Here is a 26,920-nt window from a genome sequence, read left to right on the forward strand (position 1 = left end):
GCAGGGGACAGCGGGCGGTACGGCGGACCCGTCGGGCAGACGGACCGCGCACGGGCCGACGGGTGCCGGGGGCGTACGGCCGCCGGAGACCCGGCGCGGACCGGAGGAGTACGGCCACGGGGAGGCGCGGCGCGCACGGCCGCAGGCAGGCCGCCGGGGCGCACGACCCACCGGGCACCTCTGCGGGCGGGGCGCACACCCGTGAGCGGGTGGAGCGCGTACGGCCGCCGGGGCGCGCACCGAGGGCGGTCGGGCTACGCCACGCGCGCCACCACGTACCGGAAGACGTTCGCCATCCACACCGTGCCGTCCGGGCGCACGTACGGGGCCAGCGCCTCCTCGATCTCCTTCTCCACCCGGGACGGGTCCGCCACCCGGACCGCCTCGTCGAACGCCCCCGTCGACAGCAGCCCCCGCACCGCGCTGGCCCCGCTCGCGTACCCGAACGGACAGGACACCCGCCCCGAACCCGCAGGCCGCAGCCCGGCCGCCGCCGCCAGCCGGTCGGGATCGGCCCCGGCCTCCGGCGCCCGGTCCGCGAGCCGCGCCGCGACCCGCAGCACCCGCTCCGCCGCACACCGCTCGGGCGGCCCCCAGCCCGCGAGGACGACGGTCGTCCCGGGCTGCGCCGTACGGGTGAGCGCCACCAGCTCGGGAAGGAGCCCGGCGGTCGCGTGGAAGGCCGTGACCACGTCGTGGGCACCGGCCTCCGGCGCCTCCGGGGTCACCCTGACGTCCTTCGGGAGCCGCGCCCTGGCCAGCTCCACGCGCGCGTGGTCCCGGTCGGCGCCGGTGACCCGGGCGCCCCTGGCCACCGCCATCAGGAGCGCCAGGCCGGAACCGCAGCCCAGCCCCAGGACCCGGGACCCCGCACCCACACCGAGGCGCTCGTACACCGCCTCGTAGAGCGGGACGAGCATCCGTTCCTGGATCTCGGCCCAGTCACGCGCGGGGTGGTGCGGGACGAGTGCGGATGTCGCGGGTGTCGCGGATGCCATGGAGAAGCGCTCCAATCCGTATGCGGACGACTGCCCCCCGTAGTCAGGGAACTGCGCTTCCGGGGCCGCGTCCAGTGCTCGCGCCGGACCGGTTCGCCCGGAGGGGCCGCCGGGACGGGGGCGGTGCGCGCCCGCGCTCGGGGACCCGGTAAGGTCCCTGCCACGCTCCCCGCCCGTCCGCCGGGCCCGGTGCGGGGAACCCGCCCCTCGGGGGCGCGCGAGCCTCCGCCGCACGCGGGGGCGTATGCGCCACTACGCACCGGCTTGACGTGCCCTGCGCGACTTCTCCATAGATCTGCGCACTGGCCCTCGTCCCGACGCATCAACGGCAACTGACGGGTACGTGCAAAATATTTGGGATGCCCCGGAATGGAACCCGAGGGCGCTTCGGCTCGTTGTAAGCGACGTGAGCACGACACCACCTGTTCTCGCCGCAGAGCTGGCACAGGCGTGGGCCGACATTCAGCGGCACCACCCCGAGCTGCCCGACCTTGCCGCGCCCGAGTCCCTGATCGGAGAGTCCTCGTCCGCCTGCGGCGCCGAGCTCTCCTTCGAACGACTGCTCCACGAGGCAGTCCACGGCATCGCCGCCGCCCGGGGGGTCCGCGACACCTCCCGCGCAGGCCGGTACCACAACCGCAGATTCCTCGCGATCGCCGAGGAGATGGGCCTCGACCACCCCGAGGAGCCGCACGCCAGCAGCGGTTTCTCCCTGGTCACGCTCAACCCCGAGGCCAGGCGCCGCTACCGGCCCACCATCGAGCGGCTCCAGCGCGCCCTCAAGGCGCACACGGTCGCCACGGCGGCTGACACCAAGCGCTCCTTCCGGGGCCCGGCGGCCCGGCACGGCTCCTCCGGCGGCGGCGTGCGCGTGAAGGCCGTCTGCGACTGCGGGCGGAACGTCCGGGTGGTGCCTTCGGTGCTGGCCCAGGCGCCGATCGTCTGCGGCGGCTGCGGCAAGCCCTTCCGCATCCCGGAGGCCGTGGGCGCCGCGAGCTGACCTCGCGGTGTGTGGCACAATGGCTAGCTGTACTCGACAGTCGCACAGGACCCCTCTCTCCTCCGGCTGACGCGTCCATCGGGCATCCGAGTACCGCAACCCCACGTGGCATCTCAAAGTGCCCAACCACGTCAAGACCAGGAGACACCACTCCAGTGGCAGTCAAGATCAAGCTCAAGCGCCTCGGCAAGATTCGCCAGCCGCACTACCGCATCGTCGTCGCCGACTCCCGCACCCGTCGGGACGGTCGCGCGATCGAGGAGATCGGCCTCTACCACCCGACGTACAACCCGTCGCGTATCGAGGTCGACTCCGAGCGTGCGCAGTACTGGCTGTCCGTCGGCGCGCAGCCGACCGAGCCGGTTCTCGCCATCCTCAAGCTCACGGGCGACTGGCAGAAGCACAAGGGCCTCCCGGCCCCGGAGAAGGCCCTGCTCGTCCCGGCGACCAAGGAGGCCAGGCGCGCGTCGTTCGACGAGTTCGCGAAGGCCCTCGAGGGCGGCGACGACAAGGGTGAGGCCATCACCCCGAAGGCCAAGAAGGCCGACAAGAAGGCGGACGAGGCCGAGGCCGCGTCCACCGAGTCGACCGAGGCCTGATCATGCTCGAGGAGGCTCTCGAGCACCTCGTGAAAGGCATCGTCGACAATCCCGACGATGTGCAGGTCGCCTCGCGCGACCTGCGTCGTGGTCGCGTGCTGGAGGTCCGGGTCCACCCCGACGACCTCGGCAAGGTGATCGGCCGCAACGGCCGCACCGCGCGTGCGCTGCGTACGGTCGTGGGCGCCATCGGCGGCCGCGGCATCCGGGTCGACCTCGTCGACGTGGACCAGGTCCGCTGAGCAGGTCGGCAGTTATTCCTTGAGTTGTGCCGGCACGGGCCGGGGAGGGCTGAAGAGCCCGCCCCGGCCCGTTGTCGTACGAGCAGGTCGTACGAGCTGTGTGACAGGAGAGTGTGGAGCAGTGCAGTTGGTAGTCGCGCGGATCGGCCGCGCCCACGGCATCAAGGGCGAGGTCACCGTCGAGGTGCGGACGGACGAGCCCGAGCTGAGGCTCGGCCCCGGTGCCGTACTGCTGACCGAACCGGCGGGCGTCGGGCCGCTGACCATCGAGACCGGCCGGGTGCACAGCGGCCGTCTGTTGCTGCGCTTCGAGGGCGTCCGCGACCGCACCGGCGCCGAGGCCCTGCGCAACACCCTCCTCATCGCCGAGGTCGACCCCACGGAGATGCCCGAGGAGGAGGACGAGTACTACGACCACCAGCTCATGGACCTGGACGTGGTCCTCGCCGACGGCACCGAGATCGGCCGCATCACCGAGATCTCCCACCTGCCCTCTCAGGACCTCTTCATCGTCGAGTGCCCCGACGGCACCGAGCTGATGATCCCCTTCGTCGGGGAGATCGTCACCGAGATCGACCTGGAGGCCCAGCGGGCCGTCATCGACCCCCCGCCCGGCCTCATCGACGACGCCGCCGAGATCGTCTCCTCCCGCGAGGAGTCCGATGAGCGGACGGGCGACGAGAGCGGCGACAGGACCGCGGCCGAGTCCCGTGACAAGACCCGTGACGATTCCGGTGAGGGCCAGGCATGAGGCTCGACGTCGTCACGATCTTCCCCGAGTACCTGGAACCGCTGAACGTCTCCCTCGTCGGCAAGGCCCGCGCGCGCGGACAGCTCGACGTGCACGTCCACGACCTGCGGAACTGGACGTACGACCGGCACAACACGGTCGACGACACCCCGTACGGCGGCGGACCCGGCATGGTCATGAAGACCGACCCGTGGGGCGACGCGCTCGACCAGACCCTCGCCGACGGCTACGAGGGCGGCGCCCACGGCCCCGTCCTCGTCGTCCCCACCCCCAGCGGCCGCCCCTTCACCCAGGAACTCGCCGTCGAGCTGTCCGAGCGCCCCTGGCTGATCTTCGCCCCGGCCCGCTACGAGGGCATCGACCGCCGGGTCATGGACGAGTACGCGACCCGGATGCCCGTCTACGAGGTCTCCATCGGCGACTACGTCCTCGCGGGCGGGGAGGCCGCCGTCCTCGTCGTCACCGAGGCCGTCGCCCGTCTCCTGCCCGGGGTCCTCGGCAACGCCGAGTCCCACCGGGACGACTCCTTCGCGCCCGGCGCCATGGCCGACCTCCTCGAAGGGCCCGTCTACACCAAGCCCCCCGAGTGGCGCGGCCGGGGCATCCCGGACGTCCTCGTCAGCGGCCACCACGGCAGGATCGCCCGCTGGCGGCGCGACGAGGCCTTCCGGCGCACCGCCGCGAACCGGCCCGATCTGATCGAGCGCTGCGACCCCTCGGCCTTCGACAAGAAGGACCGGGAGATCCTCTCGATCCTGGGCTGGGCCCCCGAGCCCGGTGGCCGATTTTGGCGCAGGCTCCACGACGTGGAAGAATAGGCCGCTGTCGTCCGTCCGGCGTGCGCCCCTGCCACAGGGGGAACGACGTCGCCCGAAACGGCCGACATCACATCATCATCTTCGAACGCACCGCTGATGGCCTGTGGCATCAGCGAGGAAAGAGACCTCCATGGCCTCCCTGCTCGACCAGGTCAACGCGGGTTCGCTCCGCTCCGACCTCCCCGCCTTCCGCCCCGGCGACACCGTGAACGTCCACGTGCGCGTCATCGAAGGCAGCCGCTCCCGCATCCAGCAGTTCAAGGGTGTCGTCATCCGCCGTCAGGGCTCGGGCGTCAGCGAGACCTTCACGGTCCGCAAGGTCTCGTTCTCCGTCGGTGTCGAGCGCACCTTCCCGGTCAACAGCCCGATCTTCGAGAAGATCGAGCTCGTGACCCGCGGTGACGTCCGTCGCGCCAAGCTCTACTACCTGCGCGAGCTGCGCGGCAAGGCTGCCAAGATCAAGGAGAAGCGCGACCGCTGAGCCCCGGCTCCCGGCACGCCCTGAGCTTCCGGGGCCCCGCACAGGCAGGCCGGATAGGCTCTGCCAGCGATGGACACCGAAGCACAGCCCACGGAGCGCGACCCTTCTTCCGAGACGGAGGACGGGTCGCGCTCCGCGCGCGTTTCCGGGGACCCCGAGCCCGGACCCCCGTCCTCCCGGCGGCGCACGGCCTTCGTGGGGGGCGCCTGCGTCGTCTTCCTGCTGCTCCTCAGCCACTTCGTGCTCCAGCCCTTCCTGATCCCGAGCGGCTCCATGGAGCCGACGCTCCAGGTCGGCGACCGCATCCTGGTCAACAAACTGGCGTACCGCTTCGGCGACGAGCCGCGCCGGGGGGACGTCGTCGTCTTCGACGGCACCGGCTCCTTCGTACGGGAACAGCCGCAGGGCGATCCGGTCACCGGCTTCCTGCGCGACGGCGCCGCCGCCCTGGGGCTCGCCGAGCCCGACGAGACCGACTTCGTGAAGCGGGTGATCGGCGTCGGCGGCGACCGGGTGGTCTGCTGCGACAAGGACGGCCGGCTGACCGTCAACGGCGTTCCCGTCCAGGAGCGGTACGTGATGCTCGGCGACCAGCCGTCCAGCGTGCCCTTCGACATCGTGGTCCCGCCCGACCGGCTCTGGATGATGGGCGACCACCGCGGCCAGTCCAGCGACTCCCGCGACCACCTCGGCAGCCCCGGCGGGGGCATGGTCCCCGTCGACCGGGTCATCGGCCGGGCCGACTGGATCGCCTGGCCCTTCGGCCGCTGGTCCGGCGTGGCGGGCAGCGGAGCCTTCGACGCCGTACCGGGTCCGCCCCCGGGCGGGCACGGAACGGGCGCCCATGGGTAGCCGGGGGCGGCCACCGGGCGGTCGCGCCGCCGAACCGGACGGCGGTCAGGTGCTGCCGGGCCGGGCCGACCGGCGCAGGCTCGCCCGCAAGGTCAAGCGACGGCGGCAGCGCTCCGCGCTCCGGGAGATCCCCGTCCTGGTCACGGTGGCGGTGCTGATCGCGCTGGTCCTCAAGACCTTCCTGGTCCAGGCGTTCGTCATCCCCTCCGGTTCGATGGAGCAGACGATCCGGATCTCCGACCGGGTCCTCGTCGACAAGCTCACCCCCTGGTTCGGCTCCCGCCCCCAGCGCGGCGACGTCGTCGTCTTCAAGGACCCCGGCGGCTGGCTCCCGCCGGACACCGTCCCGCCCGCCGACGACCCCGTCGGCGTCAAGCAGGCCAAGCAGGCCCTCACCTTCATCGGGCTGCTCCCCTCGGCCGACGACCGCGACCTCATCAAAAGAGTGATCGGCGTCGGTGGCGACCGGGTGGTCTGCTGCGACAAGGACGGCCGCCTCACCGTCAACGGCGTACCCCTGGACGAGCCGTACCTGCATCCGGGGAACCCGCCGTCCAGCATCCCGTTCGCGGTCGAGGTCCCCCGGGGCCGGATCTTCGTCCTCGGCGACCACCGCTCCGACTCGGCGGACTCCCGTTTCCACCTCGACGGGAAGGACCACGGAACCGTCGCCGAGGAGCAGGTCGTGGGGCGTGCCGTGGTGATCGCCTGGCCCTTCGGACACTGGCGGAGCCTGGAGGAACGGGACACCTTCGCCACCGTCCCGGACAACCGTACGAGTTCCGATTCCATGAACGATCTGTCGCATAGTGTGTCCCAGCGGAATCTGAACGGATTCCCCGGACTCCCGACCCCTGCGGAACTTCTGCTCGTTATGGGAGTGGTGGGCCTGTCCCTGTTCCGGGGCGGGCGTTCGCACGGACTGAGGAGTGGATGTGGGGGATTTGGCCGTCGGCGCACGATCCGGACACGATGGGCCCGACAAGGGGGCCGACGGGGCCTTCCGCGATGACACGACGGGTGACGACGTGACGGGTGACGAGCAGACGCAGCCGGACGGCGGCACACCGGGCGGCGGCGCCCCCGGGGACGACGACACGGCGGGCGGGGCCGGCAGGGGCCCCAAGAAGCAGCGTTCCTTCTGGAAGGAACTGCCGCTCCTCGTCGGCATCGCCCTCGTGCTCGCCCTGCTGATCAAGACCTTCCTGGTCCAGGCGTTCTCGATCCCCTCGGAATCGATGATGAACACCCTCCAGAAGGGCGACCGGGTCCTCGTCGACAAGCTCACCCCCTGGTTCGGCTCCGAGCCCGAACGCGGCGAGGTCGTCGTCTTCCACGACCCGGGCGGCTGGCTCGAAGGCCAGACGGCCCCCGAGCCCAACGTGGTCCAGAAGTTCCTCAGCTTCATCGGACTCATGCCGTCCGCCGAGGAGAAGGACCTCATCAAGCGCGTCATCGCCGTCGGCGGTGACACCGTCTCCTGCAAGGAGGGCGGCAAGGTCGTCCTCAACGGCGTCGCGCTCGACGAGACCTCGTACCTCTACCCCGGCTCGCTGCCCTGCCAGGACTCCTTCGGCCCGATCAAGGTCCCCGAGGGCCGCATCTGGGTCATGGGCGACAACCGGCAGAACTCCCTGGACTCCCGCTTCCACCAGCAGCTCCCCGGCGGCGGCACCGTCTCCAGCGACGAGGTCGTCGGCCGTGCCGTGGTCATCGCCTGGCCGGTGACCCGCTGGGCGACCCTGCCGGTACCGGGCATCTTCGACAACGCCGAGCTCAACAAGGCCATGGCCGTCGCCCCGCTCGGCGCGGTGAGCGTCGCCGGAGCCCTGCCGCTGCTCCTGTGGCGCAGGAAGAAGATCGCCGACCGGCATACCGCCGAGTAGCGCCCCGCGGGTAGGGTGCCGTCCCGGACCGTCGACGGACCGGCACCCGTCACCGAACCCCGGGATGCGCACATGAGCGGAAACATACGGACGAAGGGCGGCCACGGTCGTTCCGGCAGCGTGCTGTCGGGACTGGCCGTGGCCGTCGGCTGTGTGCTCTTCCTCGGCGGATTCGTCTGGGGGGCCCTGGCCTACCGGCCGTACACCGTCCCCACCGACTCCATGACCCCCACCCTCGACGTCGGCTCCCGCGTCCTCGCCGAACGCGTCGACGGCGCCGAGGTGCGCCGGGGGGACGTCGTCGTCTTCCACGACCCGCTCTGGGGCGACTCACCCATGGTCAAGCGGGTCGTCGCCGTCGGCGGGGACACCGTCGCCTGCTGCGACCGCGACGGCCGCCTCACCGTCGACGGCACACCCGTCCGGGAGCCCTATCTGAGCCCCGGCCCCGGCGGGCGGGTCGTCGCCTCCGCCACCCGCTTCTCCGCCACCGTCCCGGGGGACGCGCTCTTCCTGCTCGGCGACGACCGGTTCACCTCCCTGGACTCCCGGACCCACCTCCAGGACGCCGGGCAGGGCTCCGTGCCCCGTTCCGCCGTCGTCGCCCGTGTCGACGCGGTCGTCTGGCCCGCCGAGGGACTGCTGGACCGGCCCACGGGCTTCGCCGGACTGCCGGGCGGTGTCTCCGAACCGGGGCCCGTACGCCCCCTCCTCACCGCCGTCGTCGCCGGAGCCGTCCTGATCCTCCTCGGGGCCGCGTACGGACCGGTCGCCCGGCTCTTCACGAAGCGGCCCCCGACGGACCCCCGGACGGCCGGGCGGCGCGAGAGGGTGGGGACATGACGGAGACGGACGGCGGGACCGACGTGACCACGGGCCCGGTGGGGCCCGGAGGCGGGGAAGGGACGACGGAGTCCGGGGGCGGGGAAGGGACGACGGAGTCCGGGGGCGGGGACGTGGCCCGGCGCAGGGTCGCGCGGGTGATCCTCCTCGACCCCGACGACCGGGTCCTCCTCATGCACGGACGGGAGCCCGACGACCCCGGGGACACCTGGTGGTTCACCCCCGGCGGCGGTCTCGAAGGCACCGAGAGCCACGAGGAGGCCGCCCGGCGCGAACTCGCCGAGGAGACCGGCATCACCGAGGTGGACCTCGGCCCGGTGCTCTGGAAGCGGTACTGCGCCTTCCCCTTCGACGGGCGGCGCTGGGAGCAGGACGAGTGGTACTACCTGGCCCGCACCCGGGGACCCGAGGCCGAGCCCCGGCCCGAGGCGCTCACCGAGCTGGAGACGCGCAGCGTCACGGGCCTCAGATGGTGGACCTCCGCCGAACTGTCCGCGGCCCATGAGACGGTGTACCCGACCAGACTCGCCGAGCTGCTGCGCACGCTGCTCGACGAGGGACCTCCGAGTGCGCCGGTGGTCCTCGCCCCTGAAATCGTCTAGGGGCGCGGACGGTTGGCGCACAATGGGGGGACGCACGGCTGAAGGGGAACATGCCATGAGCGCCGAGGACCTCGAGAAGTACGAGACCGAGATGGAGCTGAAGCTCTACCGGGAGTACCGCGACGTCGTCGGGCTGTTCAAATACGTGATCGAGACCGAGCGGCGCTTCTATCTCACCAACGACTACGAGATGCAGGTCCACTCGGTCCAGGGCGAGGTCTTCTTCGAGGTGAGCATGGCCGACGCCTGGGTCTGGGACATGTACAGGCCGGCCAGGTTCGTCAAGCAGGTCCGTGTCCTCACCTTCAAGGACGTGAACATCGAGGAGCTCAACAAGAGCGACCTCGAACTGCCCGGCAGCTGACCCCGCCTCACCCGCCCGGGTGAGCGGGTTCTCCACAGGTCTCCGGCCGTCCACAGCGCCGCACACGATCCGCCTGCCTCCGTCACAGTCGGTGACGGAGGTGGTCACATGAACACGACCCACGAGACCAGCCGCACGGGCCCTGCGGATCGCACCGGACCCACCGGACCGACCGCTCGCACCGGACCCACCGATTTCCACGGATCCGCGGATCGCGCCGGACCCGCGGACCAGGAATCCGGCACGGACCCGGCGCCCCGCACGGGGCGGGTGCCCTCGGCGGACCGCACCTGCCCGGCGGACCGCACGTGCCCCGCGCACGGGACACGGGGTACGGCCCCGACGAGCGGCACGGTCCGGCCGCCGGGCGGGACGGGCAGGTCACACGCGACCCGGGCCCTCGGGCGGTACGGCGAGGAGCTGGCGGCCCGACGGCTCACCGCCACCGGACTGCGCATCCTCGCCCGCAACTGGCGGTGCGGTCGCACCGGCGAGATCGACATCGTCGCCCGGGATCACGACACCCTGGTGATCTGCGAGGTCAAGACCCGACGCCACGGCGCCTACGAGCACCCGATGGCCGCCGTCACACCGCGCAAGGCCGCGCGCCTGCGCCGCCTCGCCGACTGCTGGCTCGACCGCACGGACACCCCCGCGCCCGACGGCGGCATCCGGATCGACCTCGTCGGCATCGTCCTTCCCCGGCGGGGCGCCCCCGTCCTCACCCACGCCCGGGGGGTGGCCTGAGATGGGCTTCGCCCGCACCTGCTCCGTGGCCCTCGTCGGCGTCGAAGGCGTCGTCGTCGAGGTCCAGGCCGACCTCGAACCGGGCGTCGCCGCCTTCACCCTGGTCGGTCTCCCCGACAAGAGCCTCACCGAGAGCCGTGACCGTGTCCGCGCCGCCGTCGCCAACTCCGGCGCCGAGTGGCCCCAGAAGAAGCTGACCGTCGGCCTCAGCCCGGCGTCCGTCCCCAAGGGGGGTTCCGGATTCGATCTGGCCGTCGCCGCAGCGGTGCTCGCCGCGGCCGAACGGATCGACCCGCGCACCATCGCCGACCTGGTCCTCATCGGCGAGCTGGGACTCGACGGGCGCGTCCGGCCCGTCCGCGGCGTCCTCCCCGCCGTCCTCGCCGCGGCCGACGCCGGGTACCAGCAGGTCGTCGTCCCCGAACAGACCGCAGGCGAGGCGTCCCTCGTCCCCGGCGTCTCCGTCCTCGGCATCCGCAGCCTCCGCCAGCTCATCGCGGTCCTCACCGACGAACCCGTTCCCGAGGAGGAACCCACCGAGGAGGGCCGCCCGGACTCCATGCTCGCCGGGCTCCTCGTCCCCGGCGCGGGCCTCGGCACCGGACTCGACGCCGACCCGGCCGAAGGCCCCGACCTGGCCGACGTCGCCGGACAGCACCGGGCCCGCCGCGCCCTCGAAGTCGCCGCGGCGGGCAGCCACCACCTGCTCCTCTCCGGCCCGCCCGGCGCGGGGAAGACCATGCTGGCCGAGCGGCTCCCCGGCATCCTCCCGCCCCTCACCCGACAGGAAGCCCTCGAAGTCACCGCCGTCCACTCCGTCGCGGGCCTCCTCCCGCCGGGCCAGCCCCTCGTCCGCCGCGCCCCCTACTGCGCACCCCACCACTCCGCCACCATGCAGTCCCTCGTCGGCGGCGGGAACGGCCTCCCACGACCCGGCGCCGTCTCCCTCGCCCACCGGGGCATCCTCTTCTTGGACGAAGCTCCCGAATTCTCGGGAAAGGCACTCGACGCCCTCCGCCAGCCCCTGGAGTCCGGACACGTCGTCATCGCCCGCGCCGCCGGAGTCGTCCGGCTCCCCGCCCGCTTCCTCCTCGCCCTGGCGGCCAATCCCTGCCCCTGCGGGCGCCACACCCGGCACGGCTCCGGCTGCGAATGCACCGCCGCTGTCGTCCGCCGCTACCAGGCGCGTCTCTCCGGACCCCTCCTCGACCGCGTCGACCTCCGGATCGAAGCCGAACCCGTCACCCGCGCCGACCTCCTCGGCAGGGGCGGCCGGGGCGAGAGCACCACCGCCGTCGCCGAACGTGTCGGAGAGGCCCGCGCCCGCGCCGCCGCGCGCCTCTCCGACACCCCCTGGCGGGTCAACAGCGAGATCCCCGGCCACGAACTGCGCACCCGGTACCCGGCGGCTTCCGGGGCCCTCGTCGAGGCGGAGCGCGACATGGAGCGCGGGCTGCTCACCGCCCGGGGGATCGACCGGGTCCTCCGGGTCGCCTGGACCCTCGCGGACCTCGCGGGCCACGACCGGCCCGACCACCAGGACGTCGCCCTCGCCCTCGAACTGCGCACCGGCGTCCCCCGGGGCGTTCCCGTCACGACGGGGGAGCGCTCATGACCCTCCGGCCCTCCACCGACGAGCGGCTCGCCCGCGCCGCCCTCAGCCGGGCCGTCGAGCCCGGCGACGAACACGCGGGACGATGGCTCCGCCGGTACGGAGCCATCGGCTTCCTCGCCCACCTCCTCGGGACACCGGCCCGACCCGGCGCCGGGGAGGACCGGGAACCCCACACCGCTCGGTACCTCACGGGCGGCCCGGACGCCCTGGACGCCTCAGGCGCCGCAGATGTCTCGGGCATCCCGGGCCGCTTGGATGCCTCAGGCGGCTCAGGCGGCTCAGGCGGCTCAGGCAGCTCAGGTGCTCTGGGCAGCTCTGGCGCCCCGGACGTCTCGGATGCCTACGGCGCCCCGGACGTCTCGGGTGGCAGCAGGGCCCGGGAGGCCGCCGGGAGGCCGGGCGTCCCCGGTGCCACTGGCCTTTCGGCTATTCCGGCTGTCCCGGTATTCCCCGGTATCCCGGCTGTCCCGGTTCTCCCCGGTATCCCGGCTGTCCCGGATGCCGCAGGTTCCGCCGGTGCCACCAGGGCCCCATCCCTCACGCACACCTCTCTGGCATCGGCTCTGGCATCGGCCATGAGCGGTGCGTTCCCGGGGCCGGGCGACGACCCCTTCCCCGGGACCGGGGCGAAACGCGTCGCGTCTTGGCGTATCCGTGCCAATTCCGCCGACCCCGTCCGTGACCTCGACGCCGTGCACCGGCTCGGTGGCCGGTTCGTCGTCCCCGGGGACATCGAATGGCCGCGTCAACTCGACGACCTCGGAGACACCCGCCCCCTCGGCCTCTGGGTCAGGGGCCCCGCCGACCTGCGGACCTGGGCCCTCCGGTCGGTCGCCCTGGTCGGCGCGCGCGCCTGCACCCCGTACGGCGCCCACACCGCCACCGACCTCGCCACGGGCCTCGCCCGCCAGGGCTGGGTCGTCGTCTCCGGAGCTGCCTACGGCATCGACGGCGCCGCCCACCGGGGCGCGCTCGCCGCGGGCGGCGCCACCGTCGCCGTCCTCGCCTGCGGCGTCGACACCGCCTACCCCCGGGGCCATCAGCAGCTCATCGATCGTATCGCCGAACAGGGCCTGGTGGTGGGGGAGTTGCCGCCGGGGAGTCATCCCACGCCGAGCCGCTTCATCCTCCGCAACCGGCTCATCGCCGCCCTCACCCGGGGGACCGTCGTCATCGAGGCGCGGCACCGCAGCGGCTCCCTCGTCACCGCCCGCGTCGCCGCGCGTCTGGGCCGCCACACCATGGGTGTCCCCGGCCCCGTCACCAGCGGGCTCTCCGCCGGAGTCCACGAACTCCTGCGGGGCGAGGCCACCCTGGTCAGCGACGCCGACGAGGTCGTCGAACTCGTGGGAGCCATGGGGCAGCTCGCCCCGACACGCCGGGGGCCCGTCCTTCCCCGAGACCTCCTCGCCCCCGCCGCCCGGCAGGTCCTCGAAGCGGTGCCCGCCGGTGGACCCACTCCCGCGACCGTCATCGCCCGGCGGGCCGGGACCGCCCCCGACGACACCCTCGCCAGGCTCTACGAACTGCACTCCCTGGGCTTCGTGCAACGGCACGGGGAGGGCTGGCGGTTGACGAACACCGCCACCCTGACGTCGAACGCGCGGCGAGGCGGTACTTGACCCGGAGCATTCGGGTGAAAGGGTGATGGAGATGAACAAGCGAGTTCTCTCGGCGGCACCCGGAGGGCCGACGCGCGCCACGGCCCGGGTTCGAAGGCATGAACGACGGTGGTCCCCCGGCGCGGCGCGATCCACCGACGTTCGCTCACCGCTACGGCCCACTCACGCTACGCTCACCAGGATTCCCCCCAGGACACCCACATCTGCACATCCGACAGCAGAACGGCTCAAGGCAACACATGCCCCAGCACACCTCCGGGTCTGACCGCGCTGCGGTGCCCCCAGCAGCCCGGGGCACCGTGCGACCACCCGCACCGACCTCCCTCGACGAGCTCTGGCGGTCGTACAAGGACACGGGAGACGAGCGCCTGCGGGAGCAGCTGATCCTGCACTACTCGCCGCTCGTCAAATATGTCGCCGGACGCGTCAGTGTCGGCCTCCCGTCCAATGTGGAACAGGCCGACTTCGTCTCCTCCGGGGTCTTCGGCCTCATCGACGCCATCGAGAAGTTCGACGTCGAGCGTGCCATCAAGTTCGAGACCTACGCGATCACCCGGATCCGCGGCGCCATGATCGACGAACTGCGCGCTCTCGACTGGATCCCCCGCTCGGTGCGCCAGAAGGCGCGCAACGTCGAGCGCGCCTACGCCACCCTCGAAGCCCAGCTCAGGCGTACCCCCTCGGAGAGCGAGGTGGCCGCCGAGATGGACATCACGCTGGAGGAACTGCACGCGGTTTTCAGCCAGTTGTCCCTGGCGAACGTCGTGGCCCTGGAAGAGCTCCTGCACGTCGGCGGCGAGGGCGGCGACCGGCTCTCCCTGATGGACACCCTGGAGGACACGGCCGCCGACAACCCGGTCGAGGTCGCCGAGGGCCGCGAACTGCGCCGACTGCTCGCCCGCGCCATCAACACGCTCCCCGAGCGGGAGAAGACCGTCGTCACGCTCTACTACTACGAGGGCCTCACCCTGGCCGAGATCGGCCATGTCCTCGGCGTCACCGAGAGCCGTGTCAGCCAGATCCACACCAAGTCCGTCCTCCAGCTCCGGGCCAAGCTGGCCGACGTCGGACGCTGACCGCCGCCGGCCGGTCGTACAGTGGACCCGTGCCCAGGATTCGAGCGGCCTCGGTGGCCGAGCACCGGACGATGCAGCGCGGCGCCCTCCTGGACGCCGCGCGATCCCTGCTGTCCGAGGGTGGTACGGAGGCGTTGACCTTCCCCGCCCTCGCCGAGCGGACGGGCCTGGCCCGTTCCTCCGTGTACGAGTACTTCCGGTCGCGCGCGGCCGTGGTCGAGGAACTGTGCGCCGTCGACTTCCCCGTCTGGGCCGCCGAGGTCGAGCTGGCCATGGACGGTGCCGGGACCCCGCAGGGCAAGGTCGAGGCGTACGTCCGCACCCAGCTGGAACTGGTCGGCGACCGGCGTCACCGCGCGGTCGTCGCCATTTCGGCCAGCGAGCTGGACGACGGAGCCCGCGAGAAGATCCGGGCCGCCCACGGCGGTCTCGTCGCGATGATCGTCGAGGCCCTCGCGGAGCTGGGCCAGCGGCAGCCCCGCCTCGGTGCCATGCTCCTCCAGGGCGTCGTCGACGCGGCCGTCCGCCGTATCGAACTCGGCGTGGCCGAGGATCCGACGGAGATCGCCGAGGCGGCGGTCGCCATGGCCCTGCACGGAGTCAACGGGGTCGCCGACGGCGGCTCCGCGGCCTGAGCCGGTCGGCACCGGACGCTCCCTCCTCCGGGGAGAGAGCCCATCGACGGGCCGGGCCGTCCGGGGCAAGGGGGCATCACGGGGCATTACGGGGCTTCGTCCCGTTGCGAGCCTCCAGAGCCACAGGACCCCGGAGCTTTCACCGGGCACCACACCGTGAGCCCCCAGCCCCACGAGCCATCCCTCTCAGGAGCATCCCTGCCATCGGTCTCAGTCGGCGTACGGGGGCAGGGGCGGGAGCGGTAGCAGGCGGGACGGTTCGCGTTCCATGAGGACGAGCGGGTTCAGATACCGCTCGCCCCTCAGCAGGCCCCAGTGGAGACAGTCCCGCGCGCAGTGGGCGCCGGGGGCGACCCGGGCGACCGGAGTGCCGGGAGCGACCCGGTCACCCACCGCCACCAGGGGAACCACCGGCGAGAACGTGGTGCGCAGTGGGGGCACCCCTGGCCCCGTCCCCATCCCCGTCCCAGCCCCCGCCGGCAGCGTCAGGGTGAGGACGCCCCGGCCGCCCACGGGGCCCGCGAAGGAGACCGTGCCCGCGACCGGCGCCAGCACCGGGGTGCCCGCCACGGCGGCGAGATCCACCCCGCGGTGGCCGGGGGCGTAGGGACCGGGCGGCGGCTCCCAGCCCCGCAGGACCGGCGGAGGCGGAGGCCCCACCGGCCACACGGAGCCGGGCCCGGGGGAGCCGAACCCCGGAGAGCCGGAGCCGAACCCCGGAGTGCCGGAGCCGTATCCGGGAGCGCCGGAGCCGTGCCCCATCGGGCCGGGAAAGGGCCCCAGGAGCCCGGAGGGCAGGGGCAGGGTCAGGGCGAGGGTCAGGACCGCGGTGGTGAGAGACATGGAGCCAGGCTCCCGTCCCGTCCCGCCCTCCGCCGGGCCCCGGCGGTTCCTGTGGACCGCCCACCCGTTGTGGACAGCGCCGTCACCCGCTGCTCCACCGGTCCCGTACACTTCCTATGGCGACCCGGGTCACCGGGTCGACTTCGCACGCCCCGCCACTGCCCTCACCGGCCGTGGCAGCGCCTTTCGGTCCCTCGTGGGCATGGCGCGCCGGGGCGTCAGGACAAAACAACCGAGAAAACCAAGGAGATGGCCATGGCCGTCGTCACGATGCGGGAGCTGCTGGAGAGCGGCGTCCACTTCGGTCACCAGACCCGTCGCTGGAACCCGAAGATGAAGCGCTTCATCTTCACCGAGCGCAACGGCATCTACATCATCGACCTGCTCCAGTCGCTGTCGTACATCGACCGCGCCTTCGAGTTCGTCAAGCAGACCGTCGCGCACGGTGGCTCGATCATGTTCGTCGGTACGAAGAAGCAGGCGCAGGAGGCCATCGCCGAGCAGGCGTCGCGCGTCGGCATGCCCTACGTCAACCAGCGTTGGCTCGGTGGCATGCTCACCAACTTCTCGACCGTCTACAAGCGTCTGCAGCGCCTCAAGGAGCTCGAGCAGATCGACTTCGAGGACGTGGCCGCCTCCGGCCTCACCAAGAAGGAGCTCCTGGTCCTCTCCCGCGAGAAGACCAAGCTCGAGAAGACCCTCGGTGGCATCCGCGAGATGCAGAAGGTCCCGAGCGCCGTCTGGATCGTCGACACCAAGAAGGAGCACATCGCCGTCGGTGAGGCGCGCAAGCTCCGCATCCCGGTCGTCGCGATCCTCGACACCAACTGCGACCCCGACGAGGTCGACTACAAGATCCCGGGCAACGACGACGCCATCCGCTCCGTCACCCTGCTCACCCGCGTGATCGCCGACGCCGTCGCCGAGGGCCTCATCGCCCGCTCCGGTGCCGCGACCGGTGACTCGAAGCCGGGCGAGAAGGCCGCGGGCGAGCCGCTCGCCGAGTGGGAGCGCGACCTGCTCGAGGGCGACAAGAAGGCCGACGAGACCGTCGAGGCCGCTGAGGTCGCCGAGGTCCAGACCTCCGCCGAGACCGAGAAGGTCGCGGACGCCGAGGCCACCGAGGCCCCGGCCGCCGTCGAGGCCGTCGAGGCTCCGGCCGCCGACGCCGAGCAGGCCTGACCCTTCAGGACCTTCGGGTGGTGACGGCGGGGGCCCACGAAGCCCCCGCCGTCCACCCGTGGACCCGCCCGATCTTTCAGACTTCGAGAGAGAAACAGACTCATGGCGAACTACACCGCCGCTGACGTCAAGAAGCTCCGCGAGCTCACCGGCGCCGGCATGATGGACTGCAAGAAGGCCCTGGACGAGGCCGACGGCAGCGTCGACAAGGCCGTCGAGGCGCTGCGCATCAAGGGTCAGAAGGGCGTCGCCAAGCGCGAGGGCCGCTCTGCCGAGAACGGCGCCGTGGTCTCCCTCATCGCCGACGACAACACCTCCGGTGTCCTCGTCGAGCTGAAGTGCGAGACGGACTTCGTCGCCAAGGGTGACAAGTTCCAGGCCGTCGCCGCCGAGCTCGCCAAGCACGTCGCCGCCACCGCCCCGGCCGATCTGGCGGCGCTGCTCGCCTCCGAGATCGAGGCCGGCAAGACCGTGCAGGCGTACGTCGACGAGGCCAACGCCAACCTCGGCGAGAAGATCGTCCTCGACCGCTTCGCGCAGTACGCCGACGGCTTCGTCTACGCGTACATGCACCGCACGATGCCCGACCTGCCGCCGCAGATCGGTGTCCTCGTCGAGTTCGACAAGGCCGACGCCGACGTCGCCAAGGGTGTCGCCCAGCACATCGCCGCCTTCGCGCCGAAGTACCTCACCCGTGAGGACGTCCCGGCCGAGGTCGTCGAGACCGAGCGTCGCGTCGCCGAGGAGACCACCCGCGCCGAGGGCAAGCCCGAGGCCGCGCTCCCGAAGATCGTCGAGGGTCGCGTCAACGGCTTCTTCAAGGACGCCACGCTGCTCGGCCAGGCGTACGCCCTGGACAACAAGAAGTCGGTCCAGCAGATCCTGGACGAGGCCGGTGTCACCCTGAAGCGCTTCACCCGCATCAAGGTCGGCATCTGAGTCCGTCCGCGAACGCGACGGACACCGGACCCCGATAGGGTCTGAAGCAGTCGTCCGCGCCCGCGCAGGACGACCGCAGATCTGACGAGGAGGCCATTGCCGCACGGGATACCGCGAGGACCCAAGGCAATGGCCTCCTTCGTATGTGCACGAGGAGATCTCCATGAACCAGGGCGCCGTACAGGGCGACAACAGCGGCACCGGTAGCAGGACCGGCCGCTTCATGCTGAAGCTGTCAGGAGAGGCATTCTCCGGCGGTACCGGCCTCGGCGTCGACCCCGACGTCGTGCACGCGGTCGCGCGTGAGATCGCGGCCGTGGTCCGCGACGGCGCGGAGATCGCGGTGGTCATCGGCGGTGGCAACTTCTTCCGGGGCGCCGAGCTCCAGCAGCGCGGCATGGACCGGGCCCGCTCCGACTACATGGGAATGCTCGGCACCGTGATGAACTGCCTCGCCCTCCAGGACTTCCTGGAGAAGGAAGGCATCGACTCCCGCGTCCAGACCGCCATCACCATGGGGCAGGTCGCCGAGCCGTACATCCCGCTGCGCGCCGTGCGCCACCTGGAGAAGGGGCGCGTCGTGATCTTCGGCGCGGGCATGGGCATGCCGTACTTCTCCACCGACACGACCGCCGCCCAGCGTGCCCTGGAGATCGACGCCGAAGCCCTGCTGATGGGCAAGAACGGCGTGGACGGCGTCTACGACTCCGACCCCAGGGCCAACCCCGACGCGGTCAAGTTCGACGCGCTGGAGTACGGCGAGGTGATCTCCCGCGACCTCAAGATCGCGGACGCCACCGCCATCACGCTGTGCCGGGACAACAACCTCCCGATCCTCGTCTTCGAACTCCTCACCGCGGGCAATATCGCTCGCGCGGTGAAGGGTGAGAAGATCGGCACGCTCGTGAGCGACCAGGGCACCCGGGCCTGACCCGAACCGGGGAAACCCCCCGCAAGGGGATGGACAGAGCCCTGCCGGTCGTACACCGTGCAGGACCCAACGCGACGACACGCAGGAGCAAGTGGTGATCGAAGAGACCCTCCTCGAGGCCGAGGAGAAGATGGAGAAGGCCGTCGTGGTCGCCAAGGAGGACTTCGCCGCGATCCGCACCGGCCGTGCGCACCCGGCGATGTTCAACAAGATCGTGGCGGACTACTACGGCGCCATCACCCCCATCAACCAGCTGGCTTCCTTCTCCGTCCCGGAGCCCCGGATGGCCGTGGTGACCCCGTTCGACAAGAGCGCGCTGCGCAACATCGAGCAGGCCATCCGCGACTCGGACCTCGGGGTCAACCCGAGCAACGACGGCAACATCATCCGGGTGGTGTTCCCCGAGCTGACGGAGGAGCGCCGCCGGGAGTACATCAAGGTCGCCAAGGGCAAGGCCGAGGACTCGAAGATCTCGATCCGCGCGGTCCGCCGCAAGGCCAAGGAGACCATCGACAAGCTCGTCAAGGACGGCGAGGTCGGCGAGGACGAGGGCCGCCGCGGCGAGAAGGAGCTCGACGACACCACCGCGAAGTACGGCGCGCAGGTGGACGAGCTGCTCAAGCACAAGGAAGCCGAGCTGCTCGAGGTCTGATGAACGACTCATCCTGGGGGGCCCCGGCCGGTTCCGGCCGTGGGGGACCCGACCAGGGGCCCGTCCCGGCGGGTCCCGCACACGATCGGCACGGGGCACCGCAGACTCGCCCCATGCCCATCGTGCCCGACGTTCCCGCCGGCGGATTCCAGGACGATCACGGCCGGGGGGCCGCTCACCCGAGCGGTCCCCTGTTCCGTGACGAGACGCCGCACGAGCACCCGCAGGAGCCCATGCCCAGCCCCACCCCGCCTCCGCCGTCCGGGCCGCCGTCGGAGCCCCGGCAGAAGAAGAGCGCGGGGCGCGATCTGGGCGCTGCCATAGGGGTCGGGGTCGGACTCGGCGTCGTCATCATCGCGTCGCTGTTCTGGAAGCCGGCGTTCGTCGGCGTGCTCGTGGTCGCCGTGGTCGTGGGCCTGTGGGAGCTGACCTCCCGTCTCCAGGAGCGCAAGGCCATCAAGGCGCCGCTGGTTCCGCTCGCGGTCGGTGGCGCGGCGATGGTCGTCGCCGGTTACCTCCGGGGTGCCGAGGGCGCCTGGGTGGCGATGGCCCTGACGGCGCTCGCGGTGCTCGTGTGGCGGATGACGGAGCCCCCCGAGGGGTATCTGAGGGACGTCACGGCGGGGGTGTTCGCCGCGTTCTACGTGCCGTTCCTGGCGACCTTCGTGGCGCTGCTGCTCGCCGCCGACGACGGTCCGCAGCGGGTCCTCACGTTCCTGCTCCTGACCGTGGTCAGCGACACCGGGGCGTACGCGATCGGCTGGCGGTTCGGCAAGCACAAGCTGGCCCCGAGGATCAGCCCCGGAAAGACCCGTGAGGGGCTCGTCGGCGCGGTGACGTTCGCGATGGCGGCGGGCGCGCTGTGCATGCAGTTCCTGATCGACGACGGCGTCTGGTGGCAGGGTCTGGTCCTCGGCCTCGCGGTGGCGGCGAGCGCGACGCTCGGCGACCTCGGCGAGTCGATGATCAAGCGTGACCTGGGCATCAAGGACATGGGCACGCTGCTGCCCGGTCACGGCGGCATCATGGACCGGCTGGACTCGCTGCTGCCGACGGCGCCGGTGGTCTGGCTGCTGCTCGCGCTCTTCGTCGGAACGGGTTGACGGACAGCGGGTACTCTGGAAGGGCTCGTGGCGCACCGCGTCGCGAGCCCTTCGTACGCCCCGCTGCCGCGGGGGTGATCCTGAGGTCCCGGCTCCGGCAGTGTGCCGCCGTGGTTCCCCGCCCGTCGGGTGGTGCCAGACCTCGTCGTCCTGAGGAGACGCCCGTCGTGGCCCGTCCGACCCCCGGAGAACTCACTTTCGTCGCCCCGCGCGGTGCCAAGCAGCCGCCGCGGCACCTCGCGGACCTGTCGCCCGCCGAGCGGAAGGAAGCCGTCGCCGCCATCGGTGAGAAGCCCTTCCGCGCCAAGCAGCTGTCGGCGCACTACTTCGCGCGGTACGCGCACGATCCCGCCGAGTGGACCGACATCCCCGCCGCCTCGCGGGAGAAGCTGGCCGGCGAGCTGCTGCCCGACCTGATGTCGGTGGTGCGGCACCTGTCCTGCGACGACGACACCACCCGTAAGACGCTCTGGCGGCTGCACGACGGCACGCTGGTCGAGTCGGTGCTCATGCGCTACCCGGACCGGGTGACGATGTGCATCTCCTCGCAGGCCGGATGCGGGATGAACTGCCCGTTCTGCGCGACCGGACAGGCGGGCCTCGACCGGAACCTGTCGACCGCCGAGATCGTGCACCAGATCGTCGACGGGATGCGCGCGCTGCGCGACGGCGAGGTCCCCGGCGGGCCCGCCCGCCTCTCGAACATCGTGTTCATGGGAATGGGCGAGCCGCTCGCCAACTACAAGCGGGTCGTCGGCGCCATCCGGCGGCTGACCGACCCCGAGCCGGACGGGCTCGGCCTCTCCCAGCGCGGGATCACCGTCTCCACCGTCGGGCTCGTCCCCGCGATGCTGCGCTTCGCCGACGAGGGCTTCAAGTGCCGTCTCGCGGTCTCCCTGCACGCGCCCGACGACGAGCTGCGCGACACCCTGGTGCCGGTGAACACCCGCTGGAACGTGCGGGAGGTCCTGGACGCCGCCTGGGAGTACGCGGAGAAGTCCGGTCGCCGGATCTCGATCGAGTACGCCCTCATCCGGGACATCAACGACCAGGCCTGGCGCGGTGACCTCCTCGGACGGCTGCTCAAGGGCAAGCGGGTGCACGTCAACCTCATCCCGCTGAACCCGACGCCCGGCTCGAAGTGGACCGCGTCCCGTCCCGAGGACGAGAAGGCGTTCGTCGAGGCCATCGCCCGGCACGGGGTGCCCGTGACCGTGCGGGACACCCGGGGCCAGGAGATCGAGGGCGCCTGTGGACAGCTGGCGGCCGCCGAGCGCTGACCTTGTACTCTGAGGTCGAACACATCTTCATATTCCGACAGGGGAGCGCCACAGCGCTGAGAGTGCGGTGACCGTCAGGCCGCAGACCCTCTGAACCTCGCCCAGGTCATTCTGGGTAGGAAGTTCGGTCGTAACTCGAGCTGTTGCGCCCTGCCCACCTCCGGGTGGGCGGGGCCGCGTCTCTTCCTGGTCACACCCAGGAGGAATGTCAGTGAGCACCAAGAAGGCGGCCGCCGTCGCGCTCGTCGCGGCGCTGGGCGTCACCACGCTGGCCGCGTGCGGGGCGGACGACGCCCGCGAGGCGGCGGGGAAGTCCGGCGCGCCCGCGCCGAAGACCGTGACCCTCGTGAGCCACGACTCCTTCAACGCCTCCAAGGAGGTGCTGGCGGAGTTCACGAAGCGGACCGGATTCACCGTGAAGGTCCTCAAGAGCGGGGACGCGGGCGAGGCGGTGAACAAGGAGATCCTGACCAAGGGCTCTCCGCAGGGTGACGTCTTCTTCGGCGTCGACAACACGCTGCTGTCCCGCGCCCTCGACAACGGGATCTTCGTCCCGTACGAGGCGAAGGGACTGGACCGGGTCCCGGCCGCGTACCGGCTGGACAAGGAGCACCGGGTGACCCCGGTCGACTCCGGGGACATCTGCGTCAACTACGACAAGAAGTACTTCGCGGACAGGAAGCTGGCGCCGCCGGTCACCTTCGACGACCTGGTGAAGCCCGCCTACAAGGACCTCCTCGTGGTGGAGAACCCCGAGCGGTCGTCCCCGGGGCTCGGTTTCCTGCTCGGCACCGCCGCCAAGTACGGCGACGACGGCTGGCCGGGCTACTGGTCGAAGCTCAGGGCCAACGGCGTGAAGACCGTCGACAGCTGGGAGCTGGCCTACAACCAGGAGTTCTCCGGTTCGGCCGGGGGCAAGCAGGCCAAGGGCGACCGGCCGCTCGTCGTGTCGTACGCCTCCAGCCCCCCGGTCGAGGTGCTCTACGGGGAGCCGCAGCCGAAGGTGGCGCCGACTGGGGTGTCCACCGGCACCTGCTTCCGGCAGACCGAGTTCGCGGGGCTGCTGACCGGGGCGAAGAACCCCGAGGGCGGCAAGGCGCTGATCGACTTCCTGATCTCGAAGACGTTCCAGGAGGACATGCCGCTCCAGATGTTCGTCAACCCGGTGGTGACGGACGCGGTGCTGCCCGAGCTGTTCACGAAGCACGGCGTGGTCGTGGACAAGCCGGAGACGATGGCGCCGGAGAAGATCGCCGCGAAGCGTGACGGGTGGATCCAGCAGTGGTCGTCGCTGGCCGTGAAGTAGGGCGCGACGTCCGAGGGAACGTGACGCGGCTGGGCCTGATGGCCCTGCCCGTCGCGTTCTTCGCGGTCTTCTTCGCCTGGCCCGTCGTGTCGATCGTGGACCGGGGACTGCGGCCCGACGGCAGCTGGCGGCTCGGCCGGATCGGGGACACCCTGGCCCGCCCGGAGATCCTCGACGTCCTCGGCTTCACGCTCTGGCAGGCGCTGGCGTCGACGGCGCTGACCCTGCTCGTCGCGCTGCCGGGGGCGTACGTCTTCGCCCGCTTCGACTTCCCGGGCAAGGGCGTCCTGCGGGCCGTGGTCACGGTCCCGTTCGTGCTGCCCACGGTCCTCGTCGGCACCGCGTTCCTCGCGCTCGTCGGCCGGAACGGGCTGACGGACGAGCTGTGGGGGCTGCGGCTCGACACCAGCGTCTGGGCGATCCTCCTCGCCCATGTGTTCTTCAACTACGCCGTGGTCGTACGGACCGTGGGCGGGCTCTGGTCGCAGCTGGACCCGCGCCAGGAGGAGGCGGCCCGGGTCCTCGGCGCCTCGCGGTGGACGGCGTGGCGGACGGTGACGCTGCCCGCCCTCGTGCCCTCGGTGGCCGCCGCCGCGCTGATGGTCTTCCTGTTCACGTTCACCTCCTTCGGCATCGTGCAGATCCTCGGCGGGGGCGCGTACTCCACCCTGGAGGCGGAGATCTACCGGCAGACCGCGCGGCTGCTCGACCTGCCGACGGCCGCCGTCCTGACGCTCACGCAGTTCGTGGCGGTGGGCCTGATCCTGGCCGTGCACGCCCGGACGGTACGGCGCCGGGAGACGGCGCTGCGGCTCGTACCGCCGGAGCGGACCGCGCGCCGGCCGCGCGGCGCCGGACAGTGGACGCTGCTCGGCGGGGTGCTGCTCTCGGTCGCGCTGCTGATCCTGCTGCCGCTGGGGGTGCTGGTGGAGCGGTCCTTCGCCGGACCCCACGGGTACGGCCTCGGCTACTACCGGGCCCTCGGCACGCTGGACGAGTCCGGCACCTTCCTCGTCCCGCCGCTGGAGGCGATCGGGAACTCGCTGCGGTACGCGGCGGCGGCGACCGGCATCGCGGTTCTCGTCGGCGGGCTCGCGGCGGCGGCGCTGACCTGGCGGAGCGGGCGGGCCGGGCGGGCCGCGCGGCTCGTCCGGGGCTTCGACGCCCTGCTGATGCTGCCGCTCGGGGTGTCCGCGGTGACCGTCGGCTTCGGTTTCCTGATCACGCTCGACGAGCCGCCGTTCGATCTGCGGTCCAGCTGGATCCTCGTACCGCTCGCACAGGCCCTGGTCGGTGTCCCCTTCGTGGTACGGACGATGCTGCCGGTGCTGCGGGCGGTGGACGAGCGGCTGCGGGAGGCGGCGGCGGTGCTCGGCGCGTCGCCGTGGCGGGCCTGGCGCGAGGTGGACCTGCCGCTGGTGTGGCGGGCGCTGCTGGTCGCCGCCGGGTTCGCGTTCGCCGTCTCGCTGGGCGAGTTCGGCGCGACCGTGTTCATCGCCCGCGCCGACGCCCCGACGCTGCCGGTGGCGGTGGCGCGGCTGCTCGGACGTCCGGGCGAACTCAACTACGGCCAGGCCATGGCCCTCTCGACGATCCTCATGGTGGTGTGCGCGGTGTCCCTGTTGGTGCTCGAACGGCTCCGGAACGACCGGACCTCCGGGGAGTTCTGATGCTGAGACTGGAAGGGGCGACCGTACGGTTCGGGGAGCGGGCCGTGCTCGACGCGGTGGACCTGGCGGTCGCCGAACACGAGACGGTCTGTGTGCTCGGGCCCAGCGGCAGCGGCAAGTCGACACTGCTGCGGGCGGTGGCCGGACTCCAGCCGCTGGACGGCGGCCGGGTGCTGCTTGCCGGGGCCGACCAGGACGGGGTGCCGGTGCACCGGCGGGGCGTGGGCCTGATGTTCCAGGACCACCAGCTGTTCCCGCAGCGGGACGTCGCCGGGAACGTCGGCTTCGGCCTGCGGATGCACGGCGTCCCCCGGACCGAGCGGGCGGAACGGGTCGCGGAACTGCTCGACCTCGTCGGGCTGCCGGGCGCCGGGCGGCGCTCCGTGGCCGCGCTCTCCGGCGGCGAGCAGCAGCGGGTGGCGCTCGCGCGGGCCCTGGCGCCGCGCCCCCGGCTGCTGATGCTGGACGAACCACTGGGGCAGCTGGACCGGGGGCTGCGGGAGCGGCTCGTGGTGGAGCTGCGGGAGTTGTTCGGGCGGCTGGGCACGACGGTCCTGGCGGTGACCCACGACCAGGGCGAGGCGTTCGCGCTGGCCGACCGGGTGGTGGTGATGCGGGACGGGCGGATCGCCCAGACGGGTGCGCCCGTGGAGGTGTGGGCGCGTCCGGCGTCGGAGTTCGTGGCCCGGTTCCTCGGTTTCGACAACGTGGTGGCGGCGCGGGTGAGCGGGCGGGCCGCGGACACCGTGTGGGGGAGGATGCCGGTGCCCGAGGGCTCGCCGCAGGGGGAGCGGCGGCTCCTCGTCAGGCCGGGCGGGGTGCGGATCGTGGCCGCGCCGGAGGGCGTGGGCTGGCGGGTGGCTTCGCGGACGTTCCGGGGCAGCCGGGTGGCCGTACGGCTGTGTCCGGGGGACGGGCCCTCGCTGGAGGCGGAGCTGCCGCTGCGGGAGGCGCCGGAGGAGGGCGCCGAGGTCGGGGTGGAGTTCCGGGTGGAGGACGTGGTGGTGCTGGGCCCGGACGGGTGAGCCGGGCGCGATGAGTTCCGGGCGGCGGGGCAGTCTGTCTCCTGACCGTCGGCGTCGTGCCGACCGCGCGGGAGGAAGAACCGTGGCGCAGTTGCTCAGAGTGCAGAACTTCAACGTCTCGTCGGACGGGTTCGGGGCGGGGGAGGGGCAGAGCCTGGAGCGGCCCTTCGGGCACGCGGACCCGGGGACGATGTTCCGTTGGGCGGGGGCCACGGCGAGCTGGCCGATGCGGACCGACCCGGGCGGCAGCCGGGGCCTCGACGACTATCTGACCAGGGACTACTCCCGGAACATCGGCGCCGAGATCATGGGCCGGAACAAGTTCGGGCCGCAGCGCGGGCCGTGGCCGGACGAGCGGTGGCGCGGCTGGTGGGGCGACGAGCCGCCGTTCCGTACCCCGGTGTTCGTCCTGACCCATCATCCGCGTCCGTCGTTCACGCTCTCCGACACCACGTTCCACTTCGTGGACGTCGACCCGGAGACGGCGCTCGGGATGGCGCGGGAGGCGGCCGGCGGGAAGGACGTCCGGCTCGGGGGCGGGGCGGCGACGGTCCGGGAGTTCCTGGACGCGGGCCTGGTGGACACCCTGCACGTGGCGGTGTCGCCGGTGGTCCTGGGGTCGGGGTCGCGGCTGTGGGAGTCGCCGGAGGAGCTGTACGACCGGTACCACTGCGATGTGGTGCCGAGCCCGGGGGGTGAGGTGACCCACCACCTGTTCTGGCGGAAGTAGGGGAAGCAGCGGAAGTAGCTGGAGCGGGGAGGCCACGGGCGGGAGCGGGACGGCTGCCGGGAGCCCCGTCGGGGGCGGCGCGGTCGGCGCCGTCCCCGACGGGGCTCCTTCTCGGCGAGGCGAGGCGA

At 72.0% G+C, this 26,920-nt stretch carries 29 protein-coding genes and 1 riboswitch; of the genes, 27 read left to right on the plus strand and 2 right to left on the minus strand.

Features of this window, described 5'->3' with window-relative positions:
* Positions 1-254: 254 nt before the first annotated feature.
* Complete coding sequence (locus ACIRQY_RS24280) at positions 255-998, minus strand: class I SAM-dependent methyltransferase (RefSeq protein ID WP_403929131.1); 744 nt, start codon at positions 996-998, stop codon at positions 255-257.
* Between the two features lie 406 nt (positions 999-1,404).
* Here ACIRQY_RS24280 and ACIRQY_RS24285 point away from each other — a divergent pair, with 406 nt between their 5' ends.
* The 17 genes from ACIRQY_RS24285 to ACIRQY_RS24365 all read left to right on the plus strand — a co-directional run bounded on the left by ACIRQY_RS24285 (position 1,405) and on the right by ACIRQY_RS24365 (position 15,131).
* The gene (locus ACIRQY_RS24285) at positions 1,405-1,998 is read left to right on the plus strand and encodes a hypothetical protein (RefSeq protein ID WP_351787236.1); all 594 of its coding nucleotides are present in this window, start codon (positions 1,405-1,407) and stop codon (positions 1,996-1,998) included.
* Positions 1,999-2,153: 155 nt separating this feature from the next.
* Positions 2,154-2,597 carry a 30S ribosomal protein S16 gene (rpsP, locus tag ACIRQY_RS24290; RefSeq protein ID WP_351787233.1) on the plus strand — a complete coding sequence of 148 codons (444 nt, stop codon included), beginning with the start codon at positions 2,154-2,156 and terminating at the stop codon, positions 2,595-2,597.
* 2 nt (positions 2,598-2,599) lie between these two features.
* Positions 2,600-2,839 carry an RNA-binding protein gene (locus ACIRQY_RS24295; RefSeq protein WP_014153811.1) on the plus strand — a complete coding sequence of 80 codons (240 nt, stop codon included), beginning with the start codon at positions 2,600-2,602 and terminating at the stop codon, positions 2,837-2,839.
* Positions 2,840-2,960: 121 nt separating this feature from the next.
* A complete protein-coding gene (rimM, locus tag ACIRQY_RS24300) occupies positions 2,961-3,590 on the plus strand; it encodes a ribosome maturation factor RimM (protein WP_403929135.1) in 630 nt (209 codons plus the stop codon).
* Entirely contained in the window at positions 3,587-4,408 is an 822-nt protein-coding gene (trmD, locus tag ACIRQY_RS24305; RefSeq protein ID WP_403929138.1) for a tRNA (guanosine(37)-N1)-methyltransferase TrmD, read from the plus strand. Before rimM ends, trmD begins: the two co-directional genes overlap by 4 nt.
* A 130-nt stretch (positions 4,409-4,538) precedes the next feature.
* Positions 4,539-4,889, plus strand: a complete 351-nt coding sequence (gene rplS / locus ACIRQY_RS24310) for a 50S ribosomal protein L19 (RefSeq protein ID WP_053644504.1) — start codon at positions 4,539-4,541, stop codon at positions 4,887-4,889.
* A gap of 69 nt (positions 4,890-4,958) precedes the next feature.
* Positions 4,959-5,741: a signal peptidase I gene (lepB, locus tag ACIRQY_RS24315; protein ID WP_403929141.1), complete on the plus strand. Its 783-nt coding sequence runs from the start codon at positions 4,959-4,961 to the stop codon at positions 5,739-5,741.
* Positions 5,734-6,753, plus strand: a complete 1,020-nt coding sequence (gene lepB, locus ACIRQY_RS24320) for a signal peptidase I (protein WP_351787218.1) — start codon at positions 5,734-5,736, stop codon at positions 6,751-6,753. Before lepB (ACIRQY_RS24315) ends, lepB (ACIRQY_RS24320) begins: the two co-directional genes overlap by 8 nt.
* Positions 6,686-7,627 (plus strand): signal peptidase I, encoded by a 942-nt coding sequence (gene lepB, locus ACIRQY_RS24325; RefSeq protein WP_403929319.1) that lies wholly within the window; start codon positions 6,686-6,688, stop codon positions 7,625-7,627. The genes lepB (ACIRQY_RS24320) and lepB (ACIRQY_RS24325) overlap by 68 nt, the downstream gene beginning before the upstream one ends.
* Positions 7,628-7,699: 72 nt before the next feature.
* On the plus strand, positions 7,700-8,470 hold the full coding sequence (gene lepB, locus ACIRQY_RS24330) for a signal peptidase I (protein ID WP_351787212.1): 771 nt from the start codon (positions 7,700-7,702) through the stop codon (positions 8,468-8,470).
* On the plus strand, positions 8,467-9,072 hold the full coding sequence (locus ACIRQY_RS24335) for an NUDIX hydrolase (protein WP_403929144.1): 606 nt from the start codon (positions 8,467-8,469) through the stop codon (positions 9,070-9,072). The genes lepB (ACIRQY_RS24330) and ACIRQY_RS24335 overlap by 4 nt, the downstream gene beginning before the upstream one ends.
* 55 nt (positions 9,073-9,127) lie before the next feature.
* Positions 9,128-9,436, plus strand: a complete 309-nt coding sequence (locus ACIRQY_RS24340) for a DUF2469 domain-containing protein (protein WP_005311352.1) — start codon at positions 9,128-9,130, stop codon at positions 9,434-9,436.
* Between the two features lie 270 nt (positions 9,437-9,706).
* Complete coding sequence (locus ACIRQY_RS24345; RefSeq protein WP_403929322.1) at positions 9,707-10,183, plus strand: YraN family protein; 477 nt, start codon at positions 9,707-9,709, stop codon at positions 10,181-10,183.
* 1 nt (position 10,184) lies between these two features.
* Positions 10,185-11,798, plus strand: a complete 1,614-nt coding sequence (locus ACIRQY_RS24350) for a YifB family Mg chelatase-like AAA ATPase (protein WP_403929147.1) — start codon at positions 10,185-10,187, stop codon at positions 11,796-11,798.
* A gap of 482 nt (positions 11,799-12,280) precedes the next feature.
* Positions 12,281-13,420: a DNA-processing protein DprA gene (gene dprA / locus ACIRQY_RS24355; RefSeq protein ID WP_403929326.1), complete on the plus strand. Its 1,140-nt coding sequence runs from the start codon at positions 12,281-12,283 to the stop codon at positions 13,418-13,420.
* 239 nt (positions 13,421-13,659) lie between these two features.
* Positions 13,660-14,496 (plus strand): RNA polymerase sigma factor WhiG, encoded by an 837-nt coding sequence (gene whiG / locus ACIRQY_RS24360; RefSeq protein WP_351787185.1) that lies wholly within the window; start codon positions 13,660-13,662, stop codon positions 14,494-14,496.
* Between the two features lie 53 nt (positions 14,497-14,549).
* Positions 14,550-15,131, plus strand: coding sequence for a helix-turn-helix domain-containing protein (locus ACIRQY_RS24365; protein WP_351787359.1), 582 nt, complete (start codon positions 14,550-14,552; stop codon positions 15,129-15,131).
* A 210-nt stretch (positions 15,132-15,341) separates the two neighbouring features.
* On the opposite strand, the gene ACIRQY_RS24370 is transcribed toward ACIRQY_RS24365, so the two are convergent.
* Positions 15,342-15,974: a M23 family peptidase gene (locus ACIRQY_RS24370; RefSeq protein ID WP_403929150.1), complete on the minus strand. Its 633-nt coding sequence runs from the start codon at positions 15,972-15,974 to the stop codon at positions 15,342-15,344.
* Positions 15,975-16,229: 255 nt separating this feature from the next.
* On the opposite strand from ACIRQY_RS24370, the gene rpsB reads away from it, so the two are divergent.
* From rpsB to ACIRQY_RS24420, 10 genes are all read left to right on the plus strand, one after another.
* Positions 16,230-17,156: a 30S ribosomal protein S2 gene (rpsB, locus tag ACIRQY_RS24375; protein ID WP_351787179.1), complete on the plus strand. Its 927-nt coding sequence runs from the start codon at positions 16,230-16,232 to the stop codon at positions 17,154-17,156.
* Positions 17,157-17,258: 102 nt separating this feature from the next.
* Positions 17,259-18,095 (plus strand): translation elongation factor Ts, encoded by an 837-nt coding sequence (tsf, locus tag ACIRQY_RS24380; protein ID WP_351787176.1) that lies wholly within the window; start codon positions 17,259-17,261, stop codon positions 18,093-18,095.
* 163 nt (positions 18,096-18,258) lie between these two features.
* Entirely contained in the window at positions 18,259-19,026 is a 768-nt protein-coding gene (pyrH, locus tag ACIRQY_RS24385) for a UMP kinase (protein WP_351787173.1), read from the plus strand.
* Positions 19,027-19,120: 94 nt separating this feature from the next.
* Positions 19,121-19,678: a ribosome recycling factor gene (frr, locus tag ACIRQY_RS24390; RefSeq protein ID WP_351787170.1), complete on the plus strand. Its 558-nt coding sequence runs from the start codon at positions 19,121-19,123 to the stop codon at positions 19,676-19,678.
* Complete coding sequence (locus tag ACIRQY_RS24395; protein ID WP_403929154.1) at positions 19,678-20,781, plus strand: phosphatidate cytidylyltransferase; 1,104 nt, start codon at positions 19,678-19,680, stop codon at positions 20,779-20,781. The genes frr and ACIRQY_RS24395 overlap by 1 nt, the downstream gene beginning before the upstream one ends.
* A 167-nt stretch (positions 20,782-20,948) precedes the next feature.
* Entirely contained in the window at positions 20,949-22,061 is a 1,113-nt protein-coding gene (gene rlmN / locus ACIRQY_RS24400; RefSeq protein WP_351787164.1) for a 23S rRNA (adenine(2503)-C(2))-methyltransferase RlmN, read from the plus strand.
* 29 nt (positions 22,062-22,090) lie between these two features.
* A riboswitch (TPP riboswitch) is annotated at positions 22,091-22,201 on the plus strand.
* 65 nt (positions 22,202-22,266) lie between these two features.
* Positions 22,267-23,367 carry a thiamine ABC transporter substrate binding subunit gene (locus ACIRQY_RS24405; RefSeq protein WP_403929158.1) on the plus strand — a complete coding sequence of 367 codons (1,101 nt, stop codon included), beginning with the start codon at positions 22,267-22,269 and terminating at the stop codon, positions 23,365-23,367.
* 38 nt (positions 23,368-23,405) lie between these two features.
* Entirely contained in the window at positions 23,406-25,037 is a 1,632-nt protein-coding gene (locus ACIRQY_RS24410; protein ID WP_403929329.1) for an ABC transporter permease, read from the plus strand.
* Positions 25,037-26,062 carry an ABC transporter ATP-binding protein gene (locus tag ACIRQY_RS24415; protein ID WP_403929161.1) on the plus strand — a complete coding sequence of 342 codons (1,026 nt, stop codon included), beginning with the start codon at positions 25,037-25,039 and terminating at the stop codon, positions 26,060-26,062. The genes ACIRQY_RS24410 and ACIRQY_RS24415 overlap by 1 nt, the downstream gene beginning before the upstream one ends.
* Before the next feature lie 82 nt (positions 26,063-26,144).
* Positions 26,145-26,792 carry a dihydrofolate reductase family protein gene (locus tag ACIRQY_RS24420; RefSeq protein WP_351787156.1) on the plus strand — a complete coding sequence of 216 codons (648 nt, stop codon included), beginning with the start codon at positions 26,145-26,147 and terminating at the stop codon, positions 26,790-26,792.
* The last annotated feature ends 128 nt before the right edge of the window (positions 26,793-26,920 follow it).

It is taken from the genome of Streptomyces sp. NPDC101490, assembly GCF_044767145.1.
Taxonomy (GTDB): Bacteria; Actinomycetota; Actinomycetes; order Streptomycetales; family Streptomycetaceae; genus Streptomyces.

Coding starts and splice junctions, on each gene's coding strand:
- ACIRQY_RS24280 (WP_403929131.1), bottom strand. CDS start 998: ATGGCATCCGCGACACCCGCGACATCCGCACTCGTCCCGCACCACCCC.
- ACIRQY_RS24295 (WP_014153811.1), top strand. CDS start 2,600: ATGCTCGAGGAGGCTCTCGAGCACCTCGTGAAAGGCATCGTCGACAAT.
- trmD (WP_403929138.1), top strand. CDS start 3,587: ATGAGGCTCGACGTCGTCACGATCTTCCCCGAGTACCTGGAACCGCTG.
- rplS (WP_053644504.1), top strand. CDS start 4,539: ATGGCCTCCCTGCTCGACCAGGTCAACGCGGGTTCGCTCCGCTCCGAC.
- lepB (WP_403929141.1), top strand. CDS start 4,959: ATGGACACCGAAGCACAGCCCACGGAGCGCGACCCTTCTTCCGAGACG.
- lepB (WP_351787218.1), top strand. CDS start 5,734: ATGGGTAGCCGGGGGCGGCCACCGGGCGGTCGCGCCGCCGAACCGGAC.
- lepB (WP_351787212.1), top strand. CDS start 7,700: ATGAGCGGAAACATACGGACGAAGGGCGGCCACGGTCGTTCCGGCAGC.
- ACIRQY_RS24335 (WP_403929144.1), top strand. CDS start 8,467: ATGACGGAGACGGACGGCGGGACCGACGTGACCACGGGCCCGGTGGGG.
- ACIRQY_RS24340 (WP_005311352.1), top strand. CDS start 9,128: ATGAGCGCCGAGGACCTCGAGAAGTACGAGACCGAGATGGAGCTGAAG.
- ACIRQY_RS24350 (WP_403929147.1), top strand. CDS start 10,185: ATGGGCTTCGCCCGCACCTGCTCCGTGGCCCTCGTCGGCGTCGAAGGC.
- whiG (WP_351787185.1), top strand. CDS start 13,660: ATGCCCCAGCACACCTCCGGGTCTGACCGCGCTGCGGTGCCCCCAGCA.
- ACIRQY_RS24370 (WP_403929150.1), bottom strand. CDS start 15,974: ATGTCTCTCACCACCGCGGTCCTGACCCTCGCCCTGACCCTGCCCCTG.
- rpsB (WP_351787179.1), top strand. CDS start 16,230: ATGGCCGTCGTCACGATGCGGGAGCTGCTGGAGAGCGGCGTCCACTTC.
- tsf (WP_351787176.1), top strand. CDS start 17,259: ATGGCGAACTACACCGCCGCTGACGTCAAGAAGCTCCGCGAGCTCACC.
- pyrH (WP_351787173.1), top strand. CDS start 18,259: ATGAACCAGGGCGCCGTACAGGGCGACAACAGCGGCACCGGTAGCAGG.
- ACIRQY_RS24395 (WP_403929154.1), top strand. CDS start 19,678: ATGAACGACTCATCCTGGGGGGCCCCGGCCGGTTCCGGCCGTGGGGGA.
- ACIRQY_RS24405 (WP_403929158.1), top strand. CDS start 22,267: ATGTCAGTGAGCACCAAGAAGGCGGCCGCCGTCGCGCTCGTCGCGGCG.
- ACIRQY_RS24410 (WP_403929329.1), top strand. CDS start 23,406: ATGGCCCTGCCCGTCGCGTTCTTCGCGGTCTTCTTCGCCTGGCCCGTC.
- ACIRQY_RS24415 (WP_403929161.1), top strand. CDS start 25,037: ATGCTGAGACTGGAAGGGGCGACCGTACGGTTCGGGGAGCGGGCCGTG.